Here is a 21,238-nt window from a genome sequence, read left to right on the forward strand (position 1 = left end):
ATTTGAACGTATGTCGGGGACTGCAACCTGACGCTGACCTCAGAGCAGGACAGCGACCGCTACGACAGTAAGCAGCAGAACGCCAGCGCGGGCGGCAGCTTCACCTTCGGCTCAATGACCGGGTCGGCGAGCGTGAACCTCAGCCAGGACAAAATGCAAAGCAACTGGCAGAGCGTGGCCGAACAGACGGGCATCTTTGCCGGTAAGGGCGGCTTTGACGTGACGGCCGGTGAGCACACCCAGCTCAACGGTGCGGTTATCAGCTCCATCGCCAGCGCGGATAAAAACCGGCTCGACACCGGCACGCTGGGCTTCAGCAACATAGAGAACCACGCGGACTACAAAACCGAGCACCAGAGCGTGGGGATGAGTACCGGCGGCAGCATCGGCAGCCAGTTCGAAGGCAACATGGCGAACGGTCTGCTGGCGGGGCTGAACGGCAGCGGCAGCGCCTCGTCGGTGACAAAGGCGGCGGTGAGCGACGGCACCCTCATTATCCGCGATAAGGCGAAGCAGACGCAGGAGGTGGCGGACCTGAGCCGCGACGCGGCGGGTGCGAATCCGGGGCTGGATAAAATCTTCGATAAGGAGAAAGAGCAGCGGCGGATGGAGACGGCGCAGCTGCTGGCGGAAATCGGCAGCCAGGCGGGGGACATTGCGCGGACGCAGGGCGAGATAGCGGCGACAAAGGCCGCTACTGAGAAGATGAAAAACATCTCGCCGGACCAGAGGAAGGACGCCGAAGCGCAGTGGCGGAAGGCGAATCCGGGTCATGAACCCACCACGGCCGACATCACCGGTCAGGTGTACCAGACGCTGTACAACCGGGCGATGCTGGACAGCGGAATGGGAACCGGCGGGGCAGTGCAGCAGGGTATCAGCGCGGCGACGGCGGCGATACAGGGGCTGGCGGGGGGCAACGTGGCCCAGGCGCTGAGCGGGGCGGCGGCACCGTACCTGGCGGAGCAGATACATACGCTGACGACCACGAAAGGCCCCGACGGCAGGGACGTGGTGAACGTTGAGGCGAACCTGATAGCGCATGCGGTGGTGGGTGCGGTGACGGCATACGCATCGGGCAACGCGGCACTGGCGGGTGCCTCGGGCGCGGCGATGGGCGAGTACATCGCGCAGCAGATGTATCCGGGGGTCAAGCGCGAGGACCTGAGTGAGGAGCAGCGCCAGACGATAAGCGCGCTGGGAACGCTGGCGGCGGGCCTTGCGGGCGGCATTGCCGGCGACAGCGCCGGCAATGCGGTGGCGGGCGCGCAGGCGGGTAAAAATGCGGTTGAGAATAACTTTCTGAGTGTCACATCTTCCGACAAACTGGATAAGGCGATTGAGAAAATCAAACAGGGAGATAAATCACTGGCGGCGGCTAATGAGCTGATAAAGCTTGAAAATGCCGACAAACGCAGCGATGCGCTGGTTTCTAAATTCACTAAAGACCCGTTGCAGATGGACAGCACAGAACGGGCTGAGCTGGCGGGTTATCTGCGTGTTTATGCTGCTGAGATGGAAAAAGAATATGGCTCAGCGGTATCACAGGAACTGGTGAAAGGGTTGTTGTCGGGTCAGGACTATGTGAAACGGAATCCAGACTCTGAAGCGATGAGCAAGGCTCAGTCGATAATGAATACCTGGGGTTACCATAAATCGAATGCCAGCATCGGCGATGCGCCACTGATATTTGGTGGAAGCGTGCTGGGAGTGACTGTGAAAGGTATGGCGGCTAATGCAGCAATCGGTGTGGGAGTTAATGCTGGCGTTCAGCTTGCCGGAAAAGATCCGTTCAGTTATGTCGATGTCATTATGGCGGGAGTCACAGCAGCCGCGACAACCGGGAAGGGCATTATAGTTTCAACCCCTGTCAATGTGGGCGGCGCAGTGGTTGGGAGCGCGATAAAAGGTGAAGATCCTACAGGTTCAGCCATTGCCGCTGGTGCTGGTTCCATATTTGGAGGAGTGGCCGGAAAGGTTGCTACAGAACAGTTGAAACCTGTGGTCAAAGAAGGAAGTGCAGAAATTATAGGGACAGTTACGGGTGGAACTGTGAGCGAGATTACAGGAAAAAATGTACAAGATGCTCTGAATAATGCAGGTGACAAGAATGGAAAAAATTAACATCAAGGATCTATTTATATTGATTTTTTATTGTATGTGCATTCTTTGTTGCGCTGTAATGCTCGCATATTTAATAGCACTTGCGATAATCTATTTTAAAGTGGGTATTTTCAATATCGACTGGGAAATAGTTCTGCCTGATACTCTTAAAAAAGGCTGTATCGGAGGAATAATACTCGGTATCGGTATTTGGCTCAAAGGCAAGTTAAGAGAAAGGCAGGGCAACAAGGGTTGAGAATAACTGGCTGAGCGTTCAGGAAGCCGACAGAAAGAAACAGCTGGAGACGAAGCGCGACTACCTGAAACAGGAACTGACATCGGCTGAAGCGAAAGAACTGGCAGATATTAATCAGTCAGATAAAGCGCGTAATAAAGCAATAAAATCGGTCTGCACTGATGGCAATAAAGGTGGAGCAGCCTGTGGTGCTCTGATTGGCCCGGCACAGGATGCGCTGAAGAAGTACGGTGAAAATGCCACCTACTCATTATTGTACAAAGATTTATACCCACAAGATGTGAAAAATCTGGAAGGTGTTTTGCAGGGACTGGATGCAGGCAGCATCAGCCGCGACCAAGCCATCACAGCAATAGCACAGGCCTCCGGTGTAAGCTGGGAAACGGCAGCTGGCCGTTATGATACAGCAATGCAAACTCAGGAGCTGACTGCCGCTCTGGCTGGTGCTTATGGGCTGAAAAGTGTAATTAAGGAACCGACAAAAGAGAGTTCAGCTAAACAACAATCTCAGCCTTCAACGGGAAGAACAGCAGAGCCAAATAGAATTGCTGCTGACGAGGAAGCTTCAGGATGGTCACAGTACAATAAATACCGTAATGAAAGTGGAGACTGGAACTGGCCTGCAAAATTAGGTTTTGCCGAAGAACCAGTAAAAACAACGCTTCCTGTAGGTACTCGTTTGGATAGGTATGGAGAACCAAGTGGGTCTTTTCTGGCACCTAAGGGAACTCCTTATGAACAGCGCGCTCTTGCTCCTGGAGCGGGCGCAGAAAAATATTATGAATATGAGGTCATTAAACCTTTGCCAGTCATACAAGGAAAAATAGCCCCTGCTTTCGGTGAGGCTGGAGGAGGCATTCAGATTCTGCCTAATATGCAAGAGCGTGTGAATGTTGAATGGCTTCTGAAAAATGAATATATCCGTGAGGTTCACTAATATGCTAAATATTGAAGAATTGCAAAAGAAAGTTGATGAACTGATTTTCAAAGCAGGCCTGCCAAGGCTTTCAGTTAATCTTTGTACAGCTCCTATTGGTGATGGAACTCCTTATATTTCATTTGAGAACGGAAAGTATAATTACATTTGTTCCGAAAGAGGTTATGAGTTCTCCAGAAAGGTTACAGATTCAACAGATGAGCTACTTTATTGGATTATGTCAGAGCTTGCTTATAAGATCGCATTTCAATATGAATTAGAAAATCGTATTGGGGGTAGAGATGGAAGGCGTATTGCTTTTCCAAATTATATTGAGCTAATGACGAAAATGAATTCGTCATGGAAATCAAAAGCAGAAGATGAAATTGAAAAAACTCTTGCTGCCAGCCCTTACAACGATAGCCTCTACTAATACTTTTAATTCAATTAATCCCGGCTACCGAGCCGGGATGTCTTTACTTGTCGATTACACCCCAGCCAGCCGGATGATCAACTGTCCCGGCCCGGTGACCACTTCGATCTTCTGTCCTGTCGTAAATCCCAGCGTTTCCAGCCAGCGGCCTTTAATAGTCAACTGCGGCAGCGGGTTCGGCTGGCCTTTATTAGGCCGGTACCCCACTTTGTAATAATGCACCTGCGATTCGCTGGCGGTAGTTGTGGGTGTGTGCGTCTCTGGCTTATGATGGGTGTCAGCCATAATCAACTCCTCGATAGTTGCTTGTGGTCAGCGGGCTGTTGGTGTTCCACCACCCTCAGCCCGCGCTAAAAAATCTCTCGTTGTGCTCTTCTTGTTCCGTTTTCTCCTGTTCAAATATACACCTTCTGCCGGGTAAACTCGCTTAATGCCAGGTAATAAACTGCGAGGCGTCTCTGAAAACGGATTCTTTTTTTCCGGTCTGCATTTTGCTTATCCCTTCTTTATATCGCCTTACGGAATATCTGTTCCCGGCGGAATGTCATACTATGATTCCGAATTAATCAGCCTTCATTCTGTCTTACTGATTACGCCTTGCCTCCACTAAAGTCGGTAATAAAGGCTGCGACGTGACGCAGCTGTAACATGACTGCGGATGAGCACATCCGGCAGAAGGGAGCATTGACAGCCTCCATAGCTACAGTAAATAAAAATCGTTCCGGCATCAGATTGCAGAACTCCGGCAACATTGCGAAATATGTGCACTGCACAACAGAGCACACTGGTGGGAGCATAAGCATTGGCAGTCAGTTTCAGGTCAGCATTTTTGAATAAGTGCAGGTGTAACTCGCCAATTGCTTTTTTCCATACAGGTCAATTTAAATAGATCTGTAACTCAGAGTCTGAATAAAGGGGAACCTTGCGGTCAGATTGAGAATCCGTGTTAATAGACGGTATAAAACCGTGTGGTTTTCTGGATGTATTAGCGATAATATTTTCGGTGATTTTTTTTGTGACGATGCGGTCTTGATACCTCTGATTATTTTTGGTCTAATAATGCCCTGAAAATGGATTAATAAATAAAGTACATTAGTTATTCAGGTGGTGAAATTCCTGACTTAACTCAAATTAAATGGACGAAATGCCATTGTGAACGAGTGGGATTTAAATCCCAGATTTCCACAGGTCAGCCTGTTTTAAAACATCCGGGTATAAACAGATCCACTCCGACCCTGTCTGAGCATAAGGCGCGGAGCGCTACAGGAAATTCCTGGCCGGTACAGGCGGATTGATAAAACAATAACCAGTCCGTCGGGTATGGGTGATTCAGGGAACGAAGTCCTGCGTTAAGCGCAGGGAAATAATGTTAAATTATGAAAAGGAATTAACTACATGACCTCTAAAGTGACGATGCTGGCATTACTGTGTGGCGGTCTTCTCGTGGGCAGCAATGCGCTGGCTGATAATCACACCGTCTCGGTTGGATATGCACAAAGCAAGGTTGAAGACTTTAAAAATATCCGTGGCGTCAATGTTCAGTATCGCTATGAGTGGGACTCTCCTCTCAGCGTTATTGGTTCGTTCAGCTATCTGAAAGGCGATCAAAATTTTTCTGAGCGCGAAGATTTTTATGGCGATGTCAGCGGGTATGACGGTAAAACTAAAGTGAAATATTACTCACTGATGGCTGGTCCGGCATATCGCATCAATGACTATGTCAGCTTCTATGGATTGATCGGTGTTGCCCATACCAAAGTGGATGAGAACGTGACTTATCTCGGAGCGTATTCCGAAAATTATAGCGAAAATAAATCCTCTTTTGCCTATGGCGCAGGTATTGTCGTGAATCCAGTCAGCAACCTCTCTGTGAGTGTTGGCTATGAAGGTACTCGCGTGAAATATAACGAAGATGTTGCTATCAATGGTTTCAACATTGGTATCGGCTACCGTTTCTGATTTAAAGCTAAAATCTGCAACCCTGATCATCTGGTCAGGGTTGTTTTTTTGCGGCCTGTGAAGGGTAGTATTTAATGAATCTAAGGTCTTGGTTAGTTGTCAGATATAGATACCTTATTTTATTCTTCCCGCAGGATTAATAAAGTCTTTGCACAATGATTTGGCCAGCCATTTTGTTTAATAGTTGCATCGCCCCATAAAGACTGTGCAACGCAACAGGCACCCGGCTCCGACATCATTAAAATAATCCCATTTTTTAATTCAGTTAAATTAAGGACAATAAACAATGGCGGCAAAAATCATCATCTCTGGATTGATAGCACTATTATTGAGTGGTTGCACCGCAGGTTTCAGACCTTCTCTGGATGATTACAAAAGACAGGATGCGGCCCGGATTCGCGTCGCTTCAGAGGGCAATACGGCTCTTCAGTTCTTTGAAAAGCAGGGTTCAGGTTGCTATAAAAAAGTACTGGAACGCCGTATTACTTCTGGCTTTGCCATTCTGGGTATCCCTGTCACAGGGAATAAACGAATAGGTATGCCAGCCTCGTCTGATAATAATGGTGCTTTCATCAATGAGTTCACCCTGAAGCCGGGACAAATGATTCGGGTCATCCACTACTGGACTGAGACTGGGTACTATCAGAACACTCAAAAATCTGCCACTGCTGAATTTATTCCTCAGGCTAACCATGACTATGATATCGTGGTCAGAGGCTCTGAATATTCAGGCGATAGCGTGTCCATCAAAAATCTCACTCCAGACGGCGCCGTAGTGGGCTGGAGCGACGTGAAGGAATGCCCGTCAGAGAGTATTTTTGATTAGTTTCCTCTTTCTTCATTCCTGAAGCCTGGTTGCTTCAGGAATGAATTTTCACGTTTACGGCATAGTCAGTCGCCTGCTTACAGGTAGCGATGGAAATGCCGTTATCAGAATAGGCAGTCAGCGTCTTTATAACGCTGTGCAAAGGTTTATCACATTGATTTGAATAGTTAAATTTCTGGCTTAAATCGATACCAGTAACAATTCTCTGCACCTCAGAACTCTCCTAAAAACTGGCCCTGATAGCAAAGTGACCAATTTCCTCCATTTATCTGATGTTGCATTTTCGGTCCATCTGTAAAACTTCATCTCAACAAACACGGCGCGTCGCGCACGCCGGTTATACCTCAATTACTGAGGATGCTTTAACAGCAGGATTGCGCGGTAACACTTTTCAGGAGGAACTTCCTGTGAATAAATCAATGTTAGCGGGTATCGGTATTGGTGTGGCAGCAGCGCTGGGTGTTGCCGCCGTAGCAGGCATGAATGTGTTTGATCGCGGTCCTCAATACGCTCAGGTACTGGCTGCAACGCCAATCAAAGAGAGCATCAGACAGCCACGTCAGGAGTGCCGTAATGTCACACTGACTCACCGTCGGGCCGTACAGGATGAAAACCGTCTTGCTGGCTCTGTATTAGGTGCAGTGGCAGGTGGAGTGCTGGGTCACCAGTTCGGTGGCGGTCGCGGTAAGGATGTTGCGACGGTAGCAGGTGCATTGGCAGGTGGTTATGCGGGTAATCAGGTCCAGGGCGGACTGCAGGATCGTGATACCTACACGACAACCGAACAGCGCTGTAAAACAGTGTATGACAAACAAGAGAAAAAACTGGGATATGACGTGACCTATAAAATAGGCGATCAGCAGGGTAAAATCCGTATGGAAAATGACCCCGGCACGCGTATTCCACTGGATCGCAATGGTCAGCTGATTCTTAACGGTGACCAGGCGTAATTGGGCAAAGCTTTGCCGCACTCGCGGCCACACAGCACGACGTAATGAAAAAGGCGCATCTTAAGGATGCGCCTTTTTTATCGCCATTTTCCCGCACTTTACCGATTAGCTCAGCAAAGCGCGGGCAGGGGCGTTACGCCTGATGCTCAGCCAGTTGTGAAACGAAGCCCTGCACCCAATCCATACGGATTTTTCTTTCCGACAGCTCGCGAGTAAATCGCAGGCGTGTTGGCCCATCCAGTTTCCACTGCTGCGGCTCTTTCTGCAGCAGACTAATCAGCCATGCCGGATCGACCTTGTTCTGCGGCGCAAAGTCGAAATAGCCGCCTTTGTCGCTGGCTTCAATCTTACGCAGACCGACCGCGCGAGCTTTCAGGCGAATAATCGCCACGTCCAGCAGGTTACGCGCAGGGTCAGGCAGCAGGCCGAAGCGGTCGATCATCTCGACCTTCAGCTCCTGCAACTCCTCTTCAGCCTCCGCGCTGGCGATGCGCTTATAAAGTGAAAGACGGGTGCTGACATCCGGAATAAAGGTCTCAGGGAGCAGCGCTGGCATGCGAAGTTCCACCTCTGTCTGGTTGCTGGTGAGATCTTCCAGTGACGGCTCGCGACCCGCTTTCAGCGCATCAACAGCATTCTCCAGCAGCTCCATATAGAGCGTGAAGCCCAGCGTCTCCATCTGTCCGCTCTGCTCATCACCCAGCAGTTCGCCAGCCCCGCGAATCTCCAGGTCATGGGTTGCCAGCGCAAAACCGGCGCCCAGATCTTCCAGTGAGGCGATCGCCTCCAGCCGTTTGTGCGCGTCCGCGGTCATTGACTTCGGATGCGGCGTCAGCAGCCAGGCATACGCCTGATGATGCGAACGACCGACGCGACCACGCAGCTGATGCAACTGCGCCAGGCCAAAGTGATCGGCCCGCTCAATGATGATGGTGTTAGCGGTTGGAATATCGATCCCGGTTTCGATGATAGTGGTACAAACCAGCACGTTGAAACGCTGATGATGGAAATCGTTCATCACCCGCTCCAGCTCACGCTCACGCATCTGTCCATGGCCAATCGCCACCCGCGCTTCCGGCACCAGATCGCTGAGACGCTGCGCCGCTTTCTCTATATTTTCAACGTCATTGTAGAGGTAGTAGACCTGTCCGCCACGCAGAACTTCACGCAAAATCGCTTCGCGGATCACCACGTCGTCATATTCACGGACAAAGGTTTTCACCGCTAAACGGCGGGCAGGCGGGGTAGCGATAATGGAAAGATCGCGCATGCCACTCATGGCCATATTCAGGGTGCGCGGGATCGGCGTGGCGGTGAGGGTCAGGATGTCCACATCAGCACGCATCGCCTTGATGCGCTCTTTGTGACGCACCCCAAACCGGTGCTCTTCATCGACAATCAGCAGGCCGAGATCGTGCCACTTGAGGTCACTCATCAATAGTTTGTGGGTGCCGATCAAAATGTCGATCTTACCCTCGCTGGCCTGTTCCAGCACCTGCGCCTGCTCTCTGGCGGTACGGAAGCGGGAAAGCATCTCAATGCGGACCGGCCAGTTGGCGAAGCGATCGCGGAAGTTGTCATAATGCTGCTGCGCCAGCAGGGTGGTCGGCACCAGTACGGCCACCTGTTTATGGTTCTCGATGGCCAGAAACGCCGCGCGCATCGCCACTTCGGTTTTACCGAAGCCCACGTCGCCGCACACCAGTCGATCCATCGCCAGCGGCTGACACATATCGCTCAGCACGGCATTAATCGCCTGTGCCTGATCGGGTGTGGTCTCAAACGGGAAGCTTTCGCAGAACAGCTGATACTGCTCACGGTCATGCTTAAAGGCAAAACCGGTTTTGGCGGCGCGCTGAGCATAGATATCCAGCAGTTCAGCTGCCACATCACGAACTTTCTCCGCCGCTTTCTGGCGTGCGCGTGACCAGGCGTCACTGCCCAGCTTGTGCAGCGGCGCGTTATCGTCAGCCCCGCCCGCATAGCGGCTAATCAGGTGCAGCGATGAAACCGGCACATAGAGTTTGGCGTCATTGGCGTAGGAGAGCATCAGGTATTCCGCCTCAATGCCGCCTGCCTCCAGCGTAGTCAGACCGATATAGCGGCCCACGCCGTGCTCAAGATGTACGACGGGCTGACCGGGATGCAACTCTGCCAGGTTACGGATCAGAATGTCGGGGTTGATGGTGCGACGGGTATCCTGACGGCGACGGCTGACGCGTTCGCCCAGCAGATCGCTTTCGCAAATCAGCGCCCGGTTACCCTGGGTATCGATAAAACCGCGCTCGCTGGCACCGATCATCAGCGTGAAACGATCGTCGACGGTTTCATCAAAACGATGCACTGGCTGAGGACGCAGTTTAATCCGTGCCAGCAGCTCCTGCAGGCTCTCGCGGCGGCCTTCACTCTCTACCGAGAAGACCACGGCGCCGCTGAAGGTCTCAATAAACTGCCGCAGATGATCGAGCGGCGCTTTCGCCTGCGCCTGAACGCTGAGGTCTGGCAGCGGGGTATAACCGAGATTGGTGTTGGCAGCTTTGGCAGGCAGCACCTCATTGGTCATCTGGATGCGGGGCCAGGCTTTCAGTTCACCCATTAACGCATCGGGACGCAGCCACAGGGTGACCGGCTCCAGCAGCGGACGCATCGGGTCCACCCGGCGGTTCTCATAGCGCGCCTCAGCATCCTGCCAGAAGCGGGTGGCGCTGCCTTCGAGGTCGCCGCAGTTCACAATCAGGGTGTTGTCAGGCAAATAGCTGAACAGGCTGGGTAACGGCTGCTCAAAGAACAGCGGCTGCCAGTATTCGATGCCCGCAGGCAACGTGCCTTTGCTGACCTGCTGATAGATGTGCTCCGACTCGCGGCGCACATCAAAAATTTCGCGCCAGCGGCTGCGGAACAGCTCAATGGCGGCTTTGTCGCTGGGAAATTCATGCGCAGGCAGCAGGTTAATTTCTGCCACCGCTTCCAGCGTGCGCTGATTATCGACGTCAAACAGACGCAGGCTGTCGATCTCATCATCGAAAAAGTCGATGCGATAGGGCTGATCGCTGCCCATCGGAAACAGGTCGAGCAGGGCGCCGCGCGTGGCGTATTCGCCGTGCTCCATCACCTGATCGACATGACGATAACCCGCCTGCTCAAGCTGATCGCGCAGCCGGTCGCGTGACAGCTTTTGTCCCTGCTTCATTACCAGCGCATGACCGTGCAGGAAACTGTGCGGACAGACACGCTGCATCAGGGTATTGACCGGCATGATCAGCATACCGCGCTGCATCACCGGCAGCTGGTAGAGGGTCGACAGTCGCGCAGAGATAATATCCTGATGCGGCGAGAAGCTGTCATACGGCAGCGTCTCCCAGTCGGCGAGGTGGACCACCGGCAGATCGGTAAACTGGCGGATTTCATCCAGCAGACGCAGGGCGGTTTGGGTATCGGGGGTAATCATTAATACCGGGCCAGCATGACGTTCGGTAATGCTGGCACACTCTACCGCATGCGCAGCGCCGATGAGCTGGCCGAGCTGGCGGTGGTCGCCGGATTTAACGGGCAGGGTATAACGAGTCTGTTCGGGCATGGGATCTCGGGGTTGCTCCATTTTTCCAGGACGTAATCATTCCATATTATGTCAGGGGGATCACCTGTGCGGCACAATTTTCCTGCCGCGCCGCGCTGAACCCGGAGATCGGTCAGCCATTACCGGGCGTCGGCGGTAATACAGCGGATAGAGAGAGGATAGACGAGTCTGGCGAGGGATCAGAAAAAACCGCCGTCGCTCTGCAGCGACGGGGTTAAACGGGCATTCTATTTTATGGATTGCTGTGTGTAATACATGCGTGGGCGGTCGATATTTGCCCAGGATAACTCCTGCTCAGGATGATAGCTGAGGTTGCCGTCATCCCACTTGACGTAGTAGCCGGCTGGTGCGCTTCCCTGCTCAAAGACGTTGATAATTTCGCCTCTGATTTCCCCGGATTGATGTTTAACGATACTGCCTTTGGGAAATTTCAACATGGTCGCTACCTCTATCGCTGTGCGATAAATTACCTCTTATCCTGTTACAGAGTGTAGTCTACGCGCCAGGGCGCTGGATAATCAGCCAATAAGCGATGGCTTTATCGGCTATTCCGCGGCTTTGGTCGTGAATGTGACGTATCCTGACGCAACTTTGCTGCCGACTCAGAGGGTTAGAGGTTTCATAAAGCGAGCCGCTCCTTTATCATCCCACTACCTATTTTCAGGCAACGGCTTACTGGATTCCATGTATCAACCTGTCGCGCTATTTATCGGTCTGCGTTACATGCGCGGACGAGCATCGGATCGCTTCGGTCGCTTTGTCTCCTGGCTCTCAACGATTGGCATTACGCTCGGCGTGCTGGCGATGGTCACTGTTTTATCGGTGATGAACGGTTTTGAGCGTGAACTCGAAGGCAATATTCTTGGCCTGATGCCTCAGGCGCTGATCACCAGCGACAAAGGCAGTCTCAACCCCCAACAGCAACCCGCTGACTCGCTGAATCTGCAGGGTGTCAGCCGCATCGCGCCGCTGACCACCGCCAGTGTGGTGCTGCAAAGCCCGCACAGCGTCTCGGTTGGCGTGATGCTGGGCATTGAGCCGGATGAAAAAGATCCGCTGACGCCGTTCCTGGTGAACACCCAGCAGAGCGTGCTGCAGGCCGGGCAGTACAATGTGATCCTCGGTGAGCAGCTGGCGTCACAGCTTGGCGTTAAACGTGGCGATCAGCTGCGTCTGATGGTGCCGTCGGTCAGCCAGTTTACCCCGATGGGACGCGTGCCGAGCCAGCGTCTGTTTACCGTGGCGGGCACCTATGCCGCCAACAGCGAAGTCGATGGTTATCAGATTCTGGTTAATCTTCAGGATGCGTCGCGCGTGATGCGCTATCCGGCCGGGAACATTACCGGCTGGCGACTCTGGCTGGACAAACCGCTATCGGTTGACAGCCTGAGTCAGCAGACGCTGCCTGCGGGTCTGGTCTGGAAAGACTGGCGTGAGCGCAAAGGCGATCTCTTCCAGGCGGTGCGCATGGAGAAGAATATGATGGGTCTGCTGCTGAGCCTGATTATCGCCGTGGCCGCCTTTAACATCATCACCTCATTAGGCCTGCTGATCATGGAGAAGCAGGGCGAAGTGGCGATCCTGCAAACCCAGGGCCTGACGCGCCGGCAAATCGTGGCGGTGTTTATGGTGCAGGGTGCCAGCGCCGGGATTATCGGCACGCTGCTCGGCACCCTGCTCGGTGTGCTGCTGGCCAGCCAGCTTAATAACTTAATGCCGGTGATTGGCCTGTTCCTCGATGGTGCCGCGTTGCCGGTTGATATCAATGTGTGGCAGGTGGTCACCATCGCCCTCAGCGCGATGATTGTGGCGCTGTTGTCTACGCTCTATCCTTCGTGGCGCGCTGCCGCCGTTCAACCTGCTGAGGCTTTACGTTATGAGTAACACTCCTTTGTTGCAGTGCCGCGACCTGTGCAAACGCTATCAGGAAGGCAGCGTGCAGACCGATGTGCTGCGCAATGTGGCTTTCAGCCTCCAGCCCGGTGAACTGACGGCGATTGTCGGCAGCTCCGGTTCCGGTAAAAGTACGCTGCTGCATCTGCTCGGTGGTCTGGATGCGCCGACGTCGGGCGATGTGGTGTTTGATGGTCAGTCGCTGAACGCCATGTCCTCGTCGGCCAAAGCCGAGCTGCGTAACCGCGAGCTGGGCTTCATCTATCAGTTCCACCATCTGCTGCCAGACTTCAGCGCGCTGGAGAACGTGGCGATGCCGCTGCTGATTGGCAAAATCGCGAAAGCGGAAGCGCAGGAACGCGCCCGCGAGATGCTGGCCGCCGTCGGGCTGGACCACCGTGCCGCGCACCGGCCGTCTGAACTGTCCGGCGGCGAGCGTCAGCGCGTGGCGATCGCCCGTGCGCTGGTCAACCGTCCACGGCTGGTGATGGCGGATGAGCCAACCGGTAACCTGGATGCGCGCAACGCCGACGCCATTTTTGAACTGCTGGGCGAGCTGAACGTCCGTCAGGGCACCGCCTTTCTGGTGGTGACGCACGATCTGATGCTGGCAAAACGCATGACGCGTCAGATGGAAATGCGTGATGGTCAGTTAAGCGATCAGCTTACGCTGGCAGGAGCGGTGTAATGGGTTCGTCGTTATCCCTGTTGCTGGGCTTGCGCTTTAGCCGTGGTCGCCGTCGTGGCGGCATGGTCTCGCTGATTTCGGTGATCTCCACCATCGGGATTGCGCTGGGCGTGGCGGTGCTGATTATCGGTCTCTGCGCCATGAACGGTTTTGAGCGTGAGCTGAATAACCGCATTCTTGCAGTGGTGCCGCACGGTGAAATCGAGGCGGTTAATCAGCCGTTCCAGCACTGGCAGTCGATGATTGCGCCGATTGAAAAGGTGCCCGGCATTGCGGCGGCGGCCCCCTATGTCAACTTCACCGGCCTGATTGAGAGCGGTGCCCGGCTGGAAGCGCTGCAGGTGAAGGGCGTTGATCCTGCCCAGGAGCCGCGCCTCAGCGCACTGCCACAGTTTGTCGCCGGTAACGCCTGGTCCTCTTTTGCCGCCGGTAAGCAGCAGATCATTCTGGGCGGCGGCATTGCTGAATCGCTGAAGGTGAAGCAGGGCGACTGGATCACCATCATGATCCCGAATAACGATGGTGATAACAAACTGCTTCAGCCAAAACGCATTCGGTTGCAGGTCAGCGGTATCCTGCAACTCAGCGGCATGCTCGATCACAGTCTGGCACTGGTGCCGCTGGCCGATGCGCAGCACTATCTGGAAATGGGCGACAGCGTGTCCGGTATCGCGCTGAAGATGACCGACCCGTTCCAGGCTGTGAAACTGGTGCGCGATGCCGGTGAAGCGACCCGCTCCTATGTCTATATTAAGAGCTGGATTGGCACCTACGGCTATATGTACCGCGACATTCAGATGATCCGCGCCATCATGTATCTGGCGATGGTGCTGGTGATTGGTGTCGCCTGCTTTAACATCGTCTCCACGCTGGTGATGGCGGTGAAGGACAAGAGCAGCGATATCGCGGTACTCCGTACCCTCGGCGCGAAAGACCGGCTGATCCGCGCCATTTTTATCTGGTACGGTTTGCTGGCGGGCCTGCTGGGCAGCGTCAGCGGCGTGGTGGCTGGCGTGCTGGTGGCGCTGAATCTGACCTCACTGGTGCGCGGGCTGGAGTCAATCACCGGTCATCATCTGCTGGCAGGAGATATCTACTTTATTGATTTCCTGCCCTCGGAACTGCACTGGATTGACGTGTTCTCAGTACTGATTACCGCCATTCTGCTGAGCCTGCTGGCGAGCTGGTATCCCGCCAGACGCGCCAGCCGCATTGACCCGGCTCGGGTATTAAGCGGGCAGTGATAAAAATGCGGCGCGAGTGATTTCGCGCCGCATCTGTTTAAGACCTTTGCTGTTGGGTCATGCCCTCAGCAACCGTTACTATCGGGTGATGTTAACCCGGAATCTGTTCAGAGCAGCTCGCCGCAGCTGCTACGCCAGGAGATTTTATGCGTACACCACGTCGCCGCATACGACTTGCCCGCCTGAAGAAAACCCGGAGAAAAGTGCATCAGCGCTTTCGCCAGCGCATTTTTGAGCGCGATCGTCAGGCCGAACTGGCCGCCCATCCCCAGCCGCATGTTGTGGTGCTGACCGGCGCAGGTATTTCCGCGGAGTCCGGCATCCGGACCTTCCGCGCGGCTGATGGCCTGTGGGAAGAGCACCACGTTGAAGACGTTGCCACGCCCGAAGGCTTTCAGCGCGATCCCGCGCTGGTGCAGCGTTTCTACAATGCGCGCCGCCAGCAGCTGCAGGATGCCGACATCCAGCCTAATGCCGCCCATCTGGCGCTGGCGGAGCTGGAGCAGGTGTTAGGCGATAATTTCCTGCTGGTCACGCAAAACATCGACAACCTGCATGAGCGTGCCGGAAACAGCCGGGTGCTGCATATGCACGGTGAACTGTTAAAAGTGCGCTGTGTCACCAGCGGTCAGGTGATTGAGTGGACCGGCGATATCACCCCTGATGATCGCTGCACCTGCTGCCAGTTCCCCTCTGTGCTGCGGCCGCACGTGGTCTGGTTTGGCGAGATGCCGCTGGGGATGGAGCAGATTTATCAGGCGCTGGAACAGGCCGATTACTTTATCGCGATCGGCACGTCAGGCCATGTTTATCCGGCCGCGGGCTTTGTGCATGAGGCCAGACTGCAGGGCGCGCACACCGTCGAGCTGAACCTGGAGCCGAGCCAGGTGGGTAACGAGTTTGCCGAACGGCATTACGGACTGGCGAGCGAAGTGGTGCCGGAGTTTGTTCATACCCTGCTGCGCGGACTGTATAAGTAGGTGAGGCGGCTGATAGCCGCCTCTTTAACTCCGCTAGCGGCCCGCTTTAAGCTGCTGGAACAGGGTTTCGTACTGAAGGCTGGCGTCGCCCACATCATCCTGCCATTCACCATGCTTAATTACGTCAGCAGGCGGATAGAGTGACGGATCGTTCGCCACGGCGGGTGGCAGCAACGCCTTTGCCGCGAGGTTCGGTGTAGGATAGCCGATAGTTTCCGCCACTTTCGCCGCGACGTCAGGACGCAGCAGGAAGTTAATCAGCTTCAGCGCGCCCGCCTTGTTCTTCGCGTTAGCCGGGATGGCGAGGTTATCCATCCAGAAAATGCCGCCCTCTTCAGGCCAGACGATCGCTAACGGCGTGCCCGCCTGACGTGCGACATACGCTGAGCCATTCCAGAGCATGCCCAGATTCACTTCGCCTTCCATATAGGGATTACCGGGATTATCAGAGTTGAAGGCCAGCACATTGGGCATCAGCTTTTTCAGTTCAAGATATGCCGCTTTGATCTGCTCAGGATCGCGGGTATTGCCGGAGTATCCCAGTTTGCGCAGCGCCATCTGGAACACTTCGCGCGCGTCGTCGGTCAGCAGCAGGCTTTGCTTATATTCCGGCTTCCACAGATCGGCCCAGCGGTTCACGCTTTTCACGTCGATCTCATCGGTATTGACACCGATTGCCGTCGCGCCCCAGATATAGGGAATCGAATAGTTATTGTCAGGATCGAAGGGTTTATTCAGCAGGTCGGGATCGAGGTTGCTGAAGTTGCTGAGCTGGCTTTTGTCGATCTTCTGCAGCATCCCTTCGTTACGCATTTTTGCCACGAAGTAGGTTGACGGTACGACCAGATCGTAAGCGCCATCTTTCCAGGTTTTCAGTTTGGCGTACATGCTCTCATTGGATTCATAGGTCGAATAGATCACTTTAATGCCAGTCTCTTTCGTGAACTGCTCCAGCAGCCCCGGCGGCACATATTCGGTCCAGTTGTAAAAATAGAGGGTATTACTGTTGTCTGCCTGCGCCACGTTCATACCCAGCAACAATGCACCTGCCGCCAGCCAGTAAGATCTCTTTTTCATCCTCAATCCTCTTATTTATTTCTGTCACGCAGCAGCCACTGACTGGCCGCGACCAGCAGCAGTGACAGCAGCATTAAAATAGTGGCCAGCGCATTCACTTCCGGTGAGACGCCAACTTTTACCATCGAGTAGATCTTCAGCGGTAAAATCTCAAACGTCGGACCGGTGACAAAGGAAGAGACCACTACATCATCCATCGACAGGGTAAAGCTCAGTAACCATCCGGCGGCGACGGCTGGCATCGCCAGCGGCAGAATGATTTTGCGCAGAATGGTGGTTTCGCTGGCCCCCAGATCTTTGGCTGCCTCCAGCATGCGCACATCAAAGCCTTTCAGGCGTGAGTAGACGGTAATCACCACAAACGGCAGGCAAAATGTAATGTGGGAAAAGAGCAGTGACCAGAAGCCCAGCGAAATGCCCAGCAGCATAAACAGCACCAGCAGGGAGATAGCCATTACAATGTCCGGCGACATCATCACCACAAACAGCATGCCACTGACAAAGGGCTTGCCGCGAAAACGGTAGCGAAAGAGTGCGACAGCGGTGAGTGCGCCAATCAGTGTGGCACAGCTGGCTGAGAGCACGCCCATGATCAGCGAGTGCTGTGCCGCCTGAATCAGACTATCATTGTTCAGCAGCAGGCTGTACCAGCGGGTCGTGAAACCTTGCCAGTTAATGCCAAAGCGGGAGGCGTTAAACGAATTCACGATCAGAATAACAATTGGTATATAGAACCAGGCGTAAATAATCGCCATAAAACTGCCGCGTAACAGGCGTGCCATCATCCTAAATCCACCCGGTTATTCAGCAGTCGCGCCGCGCGCCAGTAAATCAGCAACAGCAATCCCATCAACAGCGTCATCACAATGCTGGTGGCCGCGCCAAACGGCCAGTCGCGGATGTTGAGGAACTGACTTTTGATGACGTTGCCAATCAGCAGATTCTTTGCGCCGCCCATCAGGTCGGCGACGTAGAACAGCCCCATCGCCGGGATCAACACCAGCAGACAGCCCGCAATAATGCCCGGCATGGTCAGCGGCAGAATGATACGGAAAAAGGTCTGCAGCTTACCGGCACCGAGGTCCCGCGCCGCTTCCAGCAGCGGTTTATCAAGCTTCTCCAGGCTGGAGTAGAGCGGCAGCACCATAAACGGCAGCAGAATGTAGATCAGCCCGAGGATCACCGCTTCCGGGGTATACATGATGCGAAACGGCTTATCGATCAGCCCCAGCGACAGCAGGAAATCATTCAGCCAGCCACGGGTGCTGAGGAAAATTTTCAGGCCGTAAATACGGATCAGCGAGTTGGTCCAGAAAGGCACAATCAACAGAAACAGCATCAGCGGACGCATGCGCGGTGTGAGTTTTGTCAGACACCATGCAAAGGGATAGCCGAGCAGCAGACAGCCGATCGTGGCAATCAGCGCCATGTTCAGCGAGTGCAGCAGCACCTGCGCATAGAGCGGGTCGAGCAGCCGGGTGTAATTACTGAAGGTCAACACCGCGCTGACGAAATGTGCATCATCGCGCGTCAGAAAACTGGTGACAAAAATCATCAGGTTGGGCACAAAGACGAACAGCGTCAGCCAGCCGACAATCAGGGCGATGACCCCCTTCTGAAAACCATTACGCATCCGCTTCATAGGGCAGTACCACCTCCCATCCCGGCACCCAGCTCACGGCCATCTTCTGATTAAGCGAGTGATCAACGTCCGGGTCATCTTCATTAAAGAACTCGCTGACCGTAACCAGCTTACCGTTCTCCAGCTCTACCGCAGACTCCAGCGTCATGCCTTTGTAGTTACGTTCGCGCACATAGCCAATCAGGCCATCTGATGCGCTGTCACCATGGATCTCCTGCACCCGCAGATCTTCCGGACGCAGCAGCACATGAAGCCGGTCCCCCACGCTGACCGGGAACGTACAGTGGATCTCGCACTCGCGTCCCTCGACCCGGGCACGCACGTCTGGCGCGCGATCGCTAGCGAGCACTTCAGCATCAAAGACATTAATTTCGCCGATAAAGCGGGCAACAAACAGGTTTTCGGGCTCTTCGTAGATTTCGCGTGGCGTACCGTCCTGCACGACCTTGCCGTCGCGCATGACCACGATGCGATCGGACATGGTCAGCGCCTCTTCCTGATCGTGGGTGACAAAGACAAAGGTGATGCCGAGCTTACGCTGCAGGGCTTTCAGCTCGTTCTGCATCTGGCGGCGCAGCTTATAGTCCAGCGCCGAGAGGGATTCGTCCAGCAGCAGCACTTCAGGACGATTGACTACCGCGCGGGCAATCGCCACACGCTGTTGCTGGCCGCCGGAAAGCTGATGCGGGCGACGATCGGCAAAGCTTTCCAGCTGCACCATTGCCAGCGCGTCATTGACTCTGGTCGTTATCTCAGCAGCCGGGGTTTTCTGCATCCGCAGGCCAAAGGCGACGTTTTCAAATACCGTCATATGCGGGAACAGCGCATAGCTTTGAAACACGGTATTGACGTGACGGTGTTCGGCCGGCGTATCAGTAATGTCCTGATCATCGAGCGAAATACGGCCGCGATCTGCCGCTTCCAGCCCGGCAATCAGGCGCAGAATAGTGGTTTTGCCACAGCCCGACGGGCCGAGCAGGGTGATGAACTCACCGTGATGGATGGTCAGGTTAAAATCATCAATGATGGTCTTACCATCAAAAGCTTTACTGATGCCAGAAAGCGTAACCAGCGCCTGCTGTGCGCGTGTTTGCGTCATTTTAGTCTCAGTCTGTCTAAGGTCGAACAGGTTAGAGCATAGCCGCTCAGCGCAGCCAGCCAGCAAAGAGGGGCGGATGATACCTGAAAAATAAGGCATTGCCATGTTTTGCCCGCCTGGCCGCGGCAATTTGACCGGCTGTTAACAACATTGCGAGGTTTGCCGCAACAATCACGTAATCAGGCGTTTTTTTCGGGCTTATTACTTTCACAAAGGTCACTGACAGCGCTAACCTGTCTGCGAATGATTTTACGCAACGTTGTGACCGGCGGGTCTGTGAATAATACCGGACGGCACTTTTAAAGGATGGGATATGGAACAGTTACTTGAGCGCTTTTTAAGTTATGTGGCAGTTGAGACACAGGCTAAGCCGCAGGCGCGCCAGGTGCCCAGCAGTGAAGGGCAGTGGACGCTGGCGCGTCAGCTGCAGGAGGAGCTGCTGGCCCTGGGTTTTGTTGATGTCACCCTGAGCGATCACTGTTGCGTCATGGGCACACTGCCCGCCAATGTTGACTGGCCGACGCCAGTTATCGGTTTCATCTCCCACATGGATACGTCGCCTGATTTCACAGCGAAACATGTGAATCCGCAGATCATCGAAGATTATCGCGGTGGCGACATTGCGCTGGGTAATGGCAATGAGGTTCTGTCACCGGTGATGTTCCCGGTGCTGCACAAGCTGATTGGGCATACGCTAATTACTACCGATGGCAAAACCCTGCTGGGCGCGGATGATAAAGCGGGTATCGCCGAAATCATGACGGCGATGGCGCAGCTGACTAGCAGCGATACGCCACACGGCGCGATCCGCGTCGCCTTCACGCCCGATGAAGAGATCGGCCGCGGCACCTCTCACTTTGATGTGGAGGCGTTTGCCGCCGACTGGGCCTACACCATTGATGGCAGCGATTTGGGTGAGTTTGAGTATGAGAACTTCAATGCCGCCTCGGCTACGGTCAAAATCGTCGGTAACAACGTGCATCCAGGCTCCGCCAAAGGCGTGATGGTCAATGCGCTGGAGCTGGCTAACCAGTTTCATGCGGCCGTACCGGCCGGCGAAAAACCGCAGTACACCGACGGCTATCAGGGCTTCTACCATCTGCATCAGATCAAGGGCAGCGTCGAGCACGCCGAGATGCTCTATATCATTCGTGACTTTGAAACCGAGAGTTTCGAACAGCGTAAACAGACGCTGCTGCAGATCGCTGCGGAGATCAACAAAACCCTGCACCCTGACTGCTCGGTCACTGTTGAGATCACCAACAGCTATCGCAACATGCGTGAAAAGGTCGAGCCGTTCCCGCATATCATTGATCTGGCTTTGCAGGCGATGCGTGACTGCGGCATTGAACCGGTGGTGAAACCGATTCGCGGCGGCACCGATGGGTCATCGCTGTCGTGGAAAGGATTACCTTGCCCGAACATCTTTACCGGAGGCTATAACTATCACGGCAAGCATGAGTTCGCGTCGCTGAATATTATGGCGAAGTCAGTGGAAGTGATTGTGCGTCTGTCAGAACTGGCAGCACAGAAGAAGGATTAAATAAAAAAAGGCTCTCTGCCAGTAAAAGCCAGAGAGCCTGTTTCGGCCGCAG

The 21,238-nt window shown here is 54.2% G+C and carries 19 protein-coding genes and 1 pseudogene; 13 read left to right on the forward strand and 7 right to left on the reverse strand.

The genetic code is table 11. The annotated features are described in order from the left end of the window. The first annotated feature begins 114 nt into the window (after positions 1-114). From AC6I8C_RS07345 to AC6I8C_RS07365, 5 genes and pseudogenes are all read left to right on the forward strand, one after another. Complete coding sequence (locus AC6I8C_RS07345; protein ID WP_497822040.1) at positions 115-2,124, forward strand: VENN motif pre-toxin domain-containing protein; 2,010 nt, start codon at positions 115-117, stop codon at positions 2,122-2,124. Continuing rightward, positions 2,111-2,359 carry a hypothetical protein gene (locus AC6I8C_RS07350; protein ID WP_497822041.1) on the forward strand — a complete coding sequence of 83 codons (249 nt, stop codon included), beginning with the start codon at positions 2,111-2,113 and terminating at the stop codon, positions 2,357-2,359. The genes AC6I8C_RS07345 and AC6I8C_RS07350 overlap by 14 nt, the downstream gene beginning before the upstream one ends. A 10-nt stretch (positions 2,360-2,369) precedes the next feature. Further along, positions 2,370-2,579, forward strand: a pseudogene (locus AC6I8C_RS07355) (DUF6862 domain-containing protein); the annotation flags it as partial. A gap of 33 nt (positions 2,580-2,612) precedes the next feature. Further along, complete coding sequence (locus tag AC6I8C_RS07360) at positions 2,613-3,296, forward strand: TNT domain-containing protein (protein ID WP_497822042.1); 684 nt, start codon at positions 2,613-2,615, stop codon at positions 3,294-3,296. Between the two features lies 1 nt (position 3,297). Further along, positions 3,298-3,708 (forward strand): Imm63 family immunity protein, encoded by a 411-nt coding sequence (locus AC6I8C_RS07365; protein ID WP_266308285.1) that lies wholly within the window; start codon positions 3,298-3,300, stop codon positions 3,706-3,708. Between the two features lie 54 nt (positions 3,709-3,762). Here AC6I8C_RS07365 and AC6I8C_RS07370 read toward each other — a convergent pair whose 3' ends face one another. Then, the gene (locus AC6I8C_RS07370; RefSeq protein WP_497822043.1) at positions 3,763-3,993 is read right to left on the reverse strand and encodes a SymE family type I addiction module toxin; all 231 of its coding nucleotides are present in this window, start codon (positions 3,991-3,993) and stop codon (positions 3,763-3,765) included. Between the two features lie 1,110 nt (positions 3,994-5,103). Here AC6I8C_RS07370 and AC6I8C_RS07375 point away from each other — a divergent pair. From AC6I8C_RS07375 to AC6I8C_RS07385, 3 genes are all read left to right on the forward strand, one after another. After that, positions 5,104-5,667, forward strand: coding sequence for an Ail/Lom family outer membrane beta-barrel protein (locus AC6I8C_RS07375; protein WP_497822044.1), 564 nt, complete (start codon positions 5,104-5,106; stop codon positions 5,665-5,667). Between the two features lie 286 nt (positions 5,668-5,953). After that, positions 5,954-6,493 (forward strand): hypothetical protein, encoded by a 540-nt coding sequence (locus AC6I8C_RS07380; protein WP_497822045.1) that lies wholly within the window; start codon positions 5,954-5,956, stop codon positions 6,491-6,493. A 407-nt stretch (positions 6,494-6,900) separates the two neighbouring features. Beyond that, entirely contained in the window at positions 6,901-7,443 is a 543-nt protein-coding gene (locus AC6I8C_RS07385) for a glycine zipper 2TM domain-containing protein (protein WP_033732285.1), read from the forward strand. 133 nt (positions 7,444-7,576) lie between these two features. On the opposite strand, the gene mfd is transcribed toward AC6I8C_RS07385, so the two are convergent. Both mfd and AC6I8C_RS07395 read right to left on the reverse strand, forming a co-directional pair. Beyond that, positions 7,577-11,020: a transcription-repair coupling factor gene (gene mfd, locus AC6I8C_RS07390; protein ID WP_497822046.1), complete on the reverse strand. Its 3,444-nt coding sequence runs from the start codon at positions 11,018-11,020 to the stop codon at positions 7,577-7,579. A 227-nt stretch (positions 11,021-11,247) separates the two neighbouring features. Continuing rightward, positions 11,248-11,457: a hypothetical protein gene (locus AC6I8C_RS07395; RefSeq protein WP_013357479.1), complete on the reverse strand. Its 210-nt coding sequence runs from the start codon at positions 11,455-11,457 to the stop codon at positions 11,248-11,250. Positions 11,458-11,704: 247 nt separating this feature from the next. Here AC6I8C_RS07395 and lolC point away from each other — a divergent pair, with 247 nt between their 5' ends. The 4 genes from lolC to cobB all read left to right on the forward strand — a co-directional run bounded on the left by lolC (position 11,705) and on the right by cobB (position 15,825). Continuing rightward, on the forward strand, positions 11,705-12,904 hold the full coding sequence (lolC, locus tag AC6I8C_RS07400; protein ID WP_150009675.1) for a lipoprotein-releasing ABC transporter permease subunit LolC: 1,200 nt from the start codon (positions 11,705-11,707) through the stop codon (positions 12,902-12,904). Next, positions 12,897-13,601 carry a lipoprotein-releasing ABC transporter ATP-binding protein LolD gene (lolD, locus tag AC6I8C_RS07405; protein WP_497822047.1) on the forward strand — a complete coding sequence of 235 codons (705 nt, stop codon included), beginning with the start codon at positions 12,897-12,899 and terminating at the stop codon, positions 13,599-13,601. Before lolC ends, lolD begins: the two co-directional genes overlap by 8 nt. Next, entirely contained in the window at positions 13,601-14,845 is a 1,245-nt protein-coding gene (lolE, locus tag AC6I8C_RS07410; RefSeq protein ID WP_497822048.1) for a lipoprotein-releasing ABC transporter permease subunit LolE, read from the forward strand. Before lolD ends, lolE begins: the two co-directional genes overlap by 1 nt. Before the next feature lie 146 nt (positions 14,846-14,991). Beyond that, positions 14,992-15,825, forward strand: coding sequence for a Sir2 family NAD+-dependent deacetylase (gene cobB / locus AC6I8C_RS07415; protein WP_497822049.1), 834 nt, complete (start codon positions 14,992-14,994; stop codon positions 15,823-15,825). A gap of 33 nt (positions 15,826-15,858) precedes the next feature. Here the strand turns inward: cobB and potD are convergent, their stop codons facing one another. Genes potD through potA form a run of 4 tightly spaced genes read right to left on the reverse strand, consistent with a single transcriptional unit; the run spans position 15,859 to position 19,643 of the window. Further along, on the reverse strand, positions 15,859-16,902 hold the full coding sequence (gene potD, locus AC6I8C_RS07420; RefSeq protein WP_497822050.1) for a spermidine/putrescine ABC transporter substrate-binding protein PotD: 1,044 nt from the start codon (positions 16,900-16,902) through the stop codon (positions 15,859-15,861). An 11-nt stretch (positions 16,903-16,913) separates the two neighbouring features. After that, positions 16,914-17,687 carry a spermidine/putrescine ABC transporter permease PotC gene (potC, locus tag AC6I8C_RS07425; protein WP_013357485.1) on the reverse strand — a complete coding sequence of 258 codons (774 nt, stop codon included), beginning with the start codon at positions 17,685-17,687 and terminating at the stop codon, positions 16,914-16,916. Then, positions 17,684-18,535, reverse strand: coding sequence for a spermidine/putrescine ABC transporter permease PotB (gene potB, locus AC6I8C_RS07430; protein ID WP_497823317.1), 852 nt, complete (start codon positions 18,533-18,535; stop codon positions 17,684-17,686). The genes potC and potB overlap by 4 nt, the downstream gene beginning before the upstream one ends. Continuing rightward, positions 18,528-19,643: a spermidine/putrescine ABC transporter ATP-binding protein PotA gene (potA, locus tag AC6I8C_RS07435; protein WP_041456759.1), complete on the reverse strand. Its 1,116-nt coding sequence runs from the start codon at positions 19,641-19,643 to the stop codon at positions 18,528-18,530. Before potA ends, potB begins: the two co-directional genes overlap by 8 nt. A 313-nt stretch (positions 19,644-19,956) precedes the next feature. Here potA and pepT point away from each other — a divergent pair, with 313 nt between their 5' ends. Beyond that, the gene (gene pepT, locus AC6I8C_RS07440; protein WP_497822051.1) at positions 19,957-21,186 is read left to right on the forward strand and encodes a peptidase T; all 1,230 of its coding nucleotides are present in this window, start codon (positions 19,957-19,959) and stop codon (positions 21,184-21,186) included. Positions 21,187-21,238 lie beyond the last annotated feature (52 nt).

The sequence above is a fragment of the Pantoea sp. X-Soil-YNGN-844 genome (assembly GCF_059730595.1).

Bases quoted from the DNA above. Each gene is read 5' to 3' on its own strand.
- cobB (WP_497822049.1), top strand. From the start codon at position 14,992: ATGCGTACACCACGTCGCCGCATACGACTTGCCCGCCTGAAGAAAACC.
- lolE (WP_497822048.1), top strand. From the start codon at position 13,601: ATGGGTTCGTCGTTATCCCTGTTGCTGGGCTTGCGCTTTAGCCGTGGT.
- potA (WP_041456759.1), bottom strand. From the start codon at position 19,643: ATGACGCAAACACGCGCACAGCAGGCGCTGGTTACGCTTTCTGGCATC.
- potC (WP_013357485.1), bottom strand. From the start codon at position 17,687: ATGATGGCACGCCTGTTACGCGGCAGTTTTATGGCGATTATTTACGCC.
- AC6I8C_RS07365 (WP_266308285.1), top strand. From the start codon at position 3,298: ATGCTAAATATTGAAGAATTGCAAAAGAAAGTTGATGAACTGATTTTC.
- pepT (WP_497822051.1), top strand. From the start codon at position 19,957: ATGGAACAGTTACTTGAGCGCTTTTTAAGTTATGTGGCAGTTGAGACA.
- AC6I8C_RS07370 (WP_497822043.1), bottom strand. From the start codon at position 3,993: ATGGCTGACACCCATCATAAGCCAGAGACGCACACACCCACAACTACC.
- potD (WP_497822050.1), bottom strand. From the start codon at position 16,902: ATGAAAAAGAGATCTTACTGGCTGGCGGCAGGTGCATTGTTGCTGGGT.
- mfd (WP_497822046.1), bottom strand. From the start codon at position 11,020: ATGCCCGAACAGACTCGTTATACCCTGCCCGTTAAATCCGGCGACCAC.
- lolD (WP_497822047.1), top strand. From the start codon at position 12,897: ATGAGTAACACTCCTTTGTTGCAGTGCCGCGACCTGTGCAAACGCTAT.
- AC6I8C_RS07375 (WP_497822044.1), top strand. From the start codon at position 5,104: ATGACCTCTAAAGTGACGATGCTGGCATTACTGTGTGGCGGTCTTCTC.
- AC6I8C_RS07350 (WP_497822041.1), top strand. From the start codon at position 2,111: ATGGAAAAAATTAACATCAAGGATCTATTTATATTGATTTTTTATTGT.
- AC6I8C_RS07380 (WP_497822045.1), top strand. From the start codon at position 5,954: ATGGCGGCAAAAATCATCATCTCTGGATTGATAGCACTATTATTGAGT.
- AC6I8C_RS07345 (WP_497822040.1), top strand. From the start codon at position 115: ATGACCGGGTCGGCGAGCGTGAACCTCAGCCAGGACAAAATGCAAAGC.
- lolC (WP_150009675.1), top strand. From the start codon at position 11,705: ATGTATCAACCTGTCGCGCTATTTATCGGTCTGCGTTACATGCGCGGA.
- potB (WP_497823317.1), bottom strand. From the start codon at position 18,535: ATGCGTAATGGTTTTCAGAAGGGGGTCATCGCCCTGATTGTCGGCTGG.
- AC6I8C_RS07395 (WP_013357479.1), bottom strand. From the start codon at position 11,457: ATGTTGAAATTTCCCAAAGGCAGTATCGTTAAACATCAATCCGGGGAA.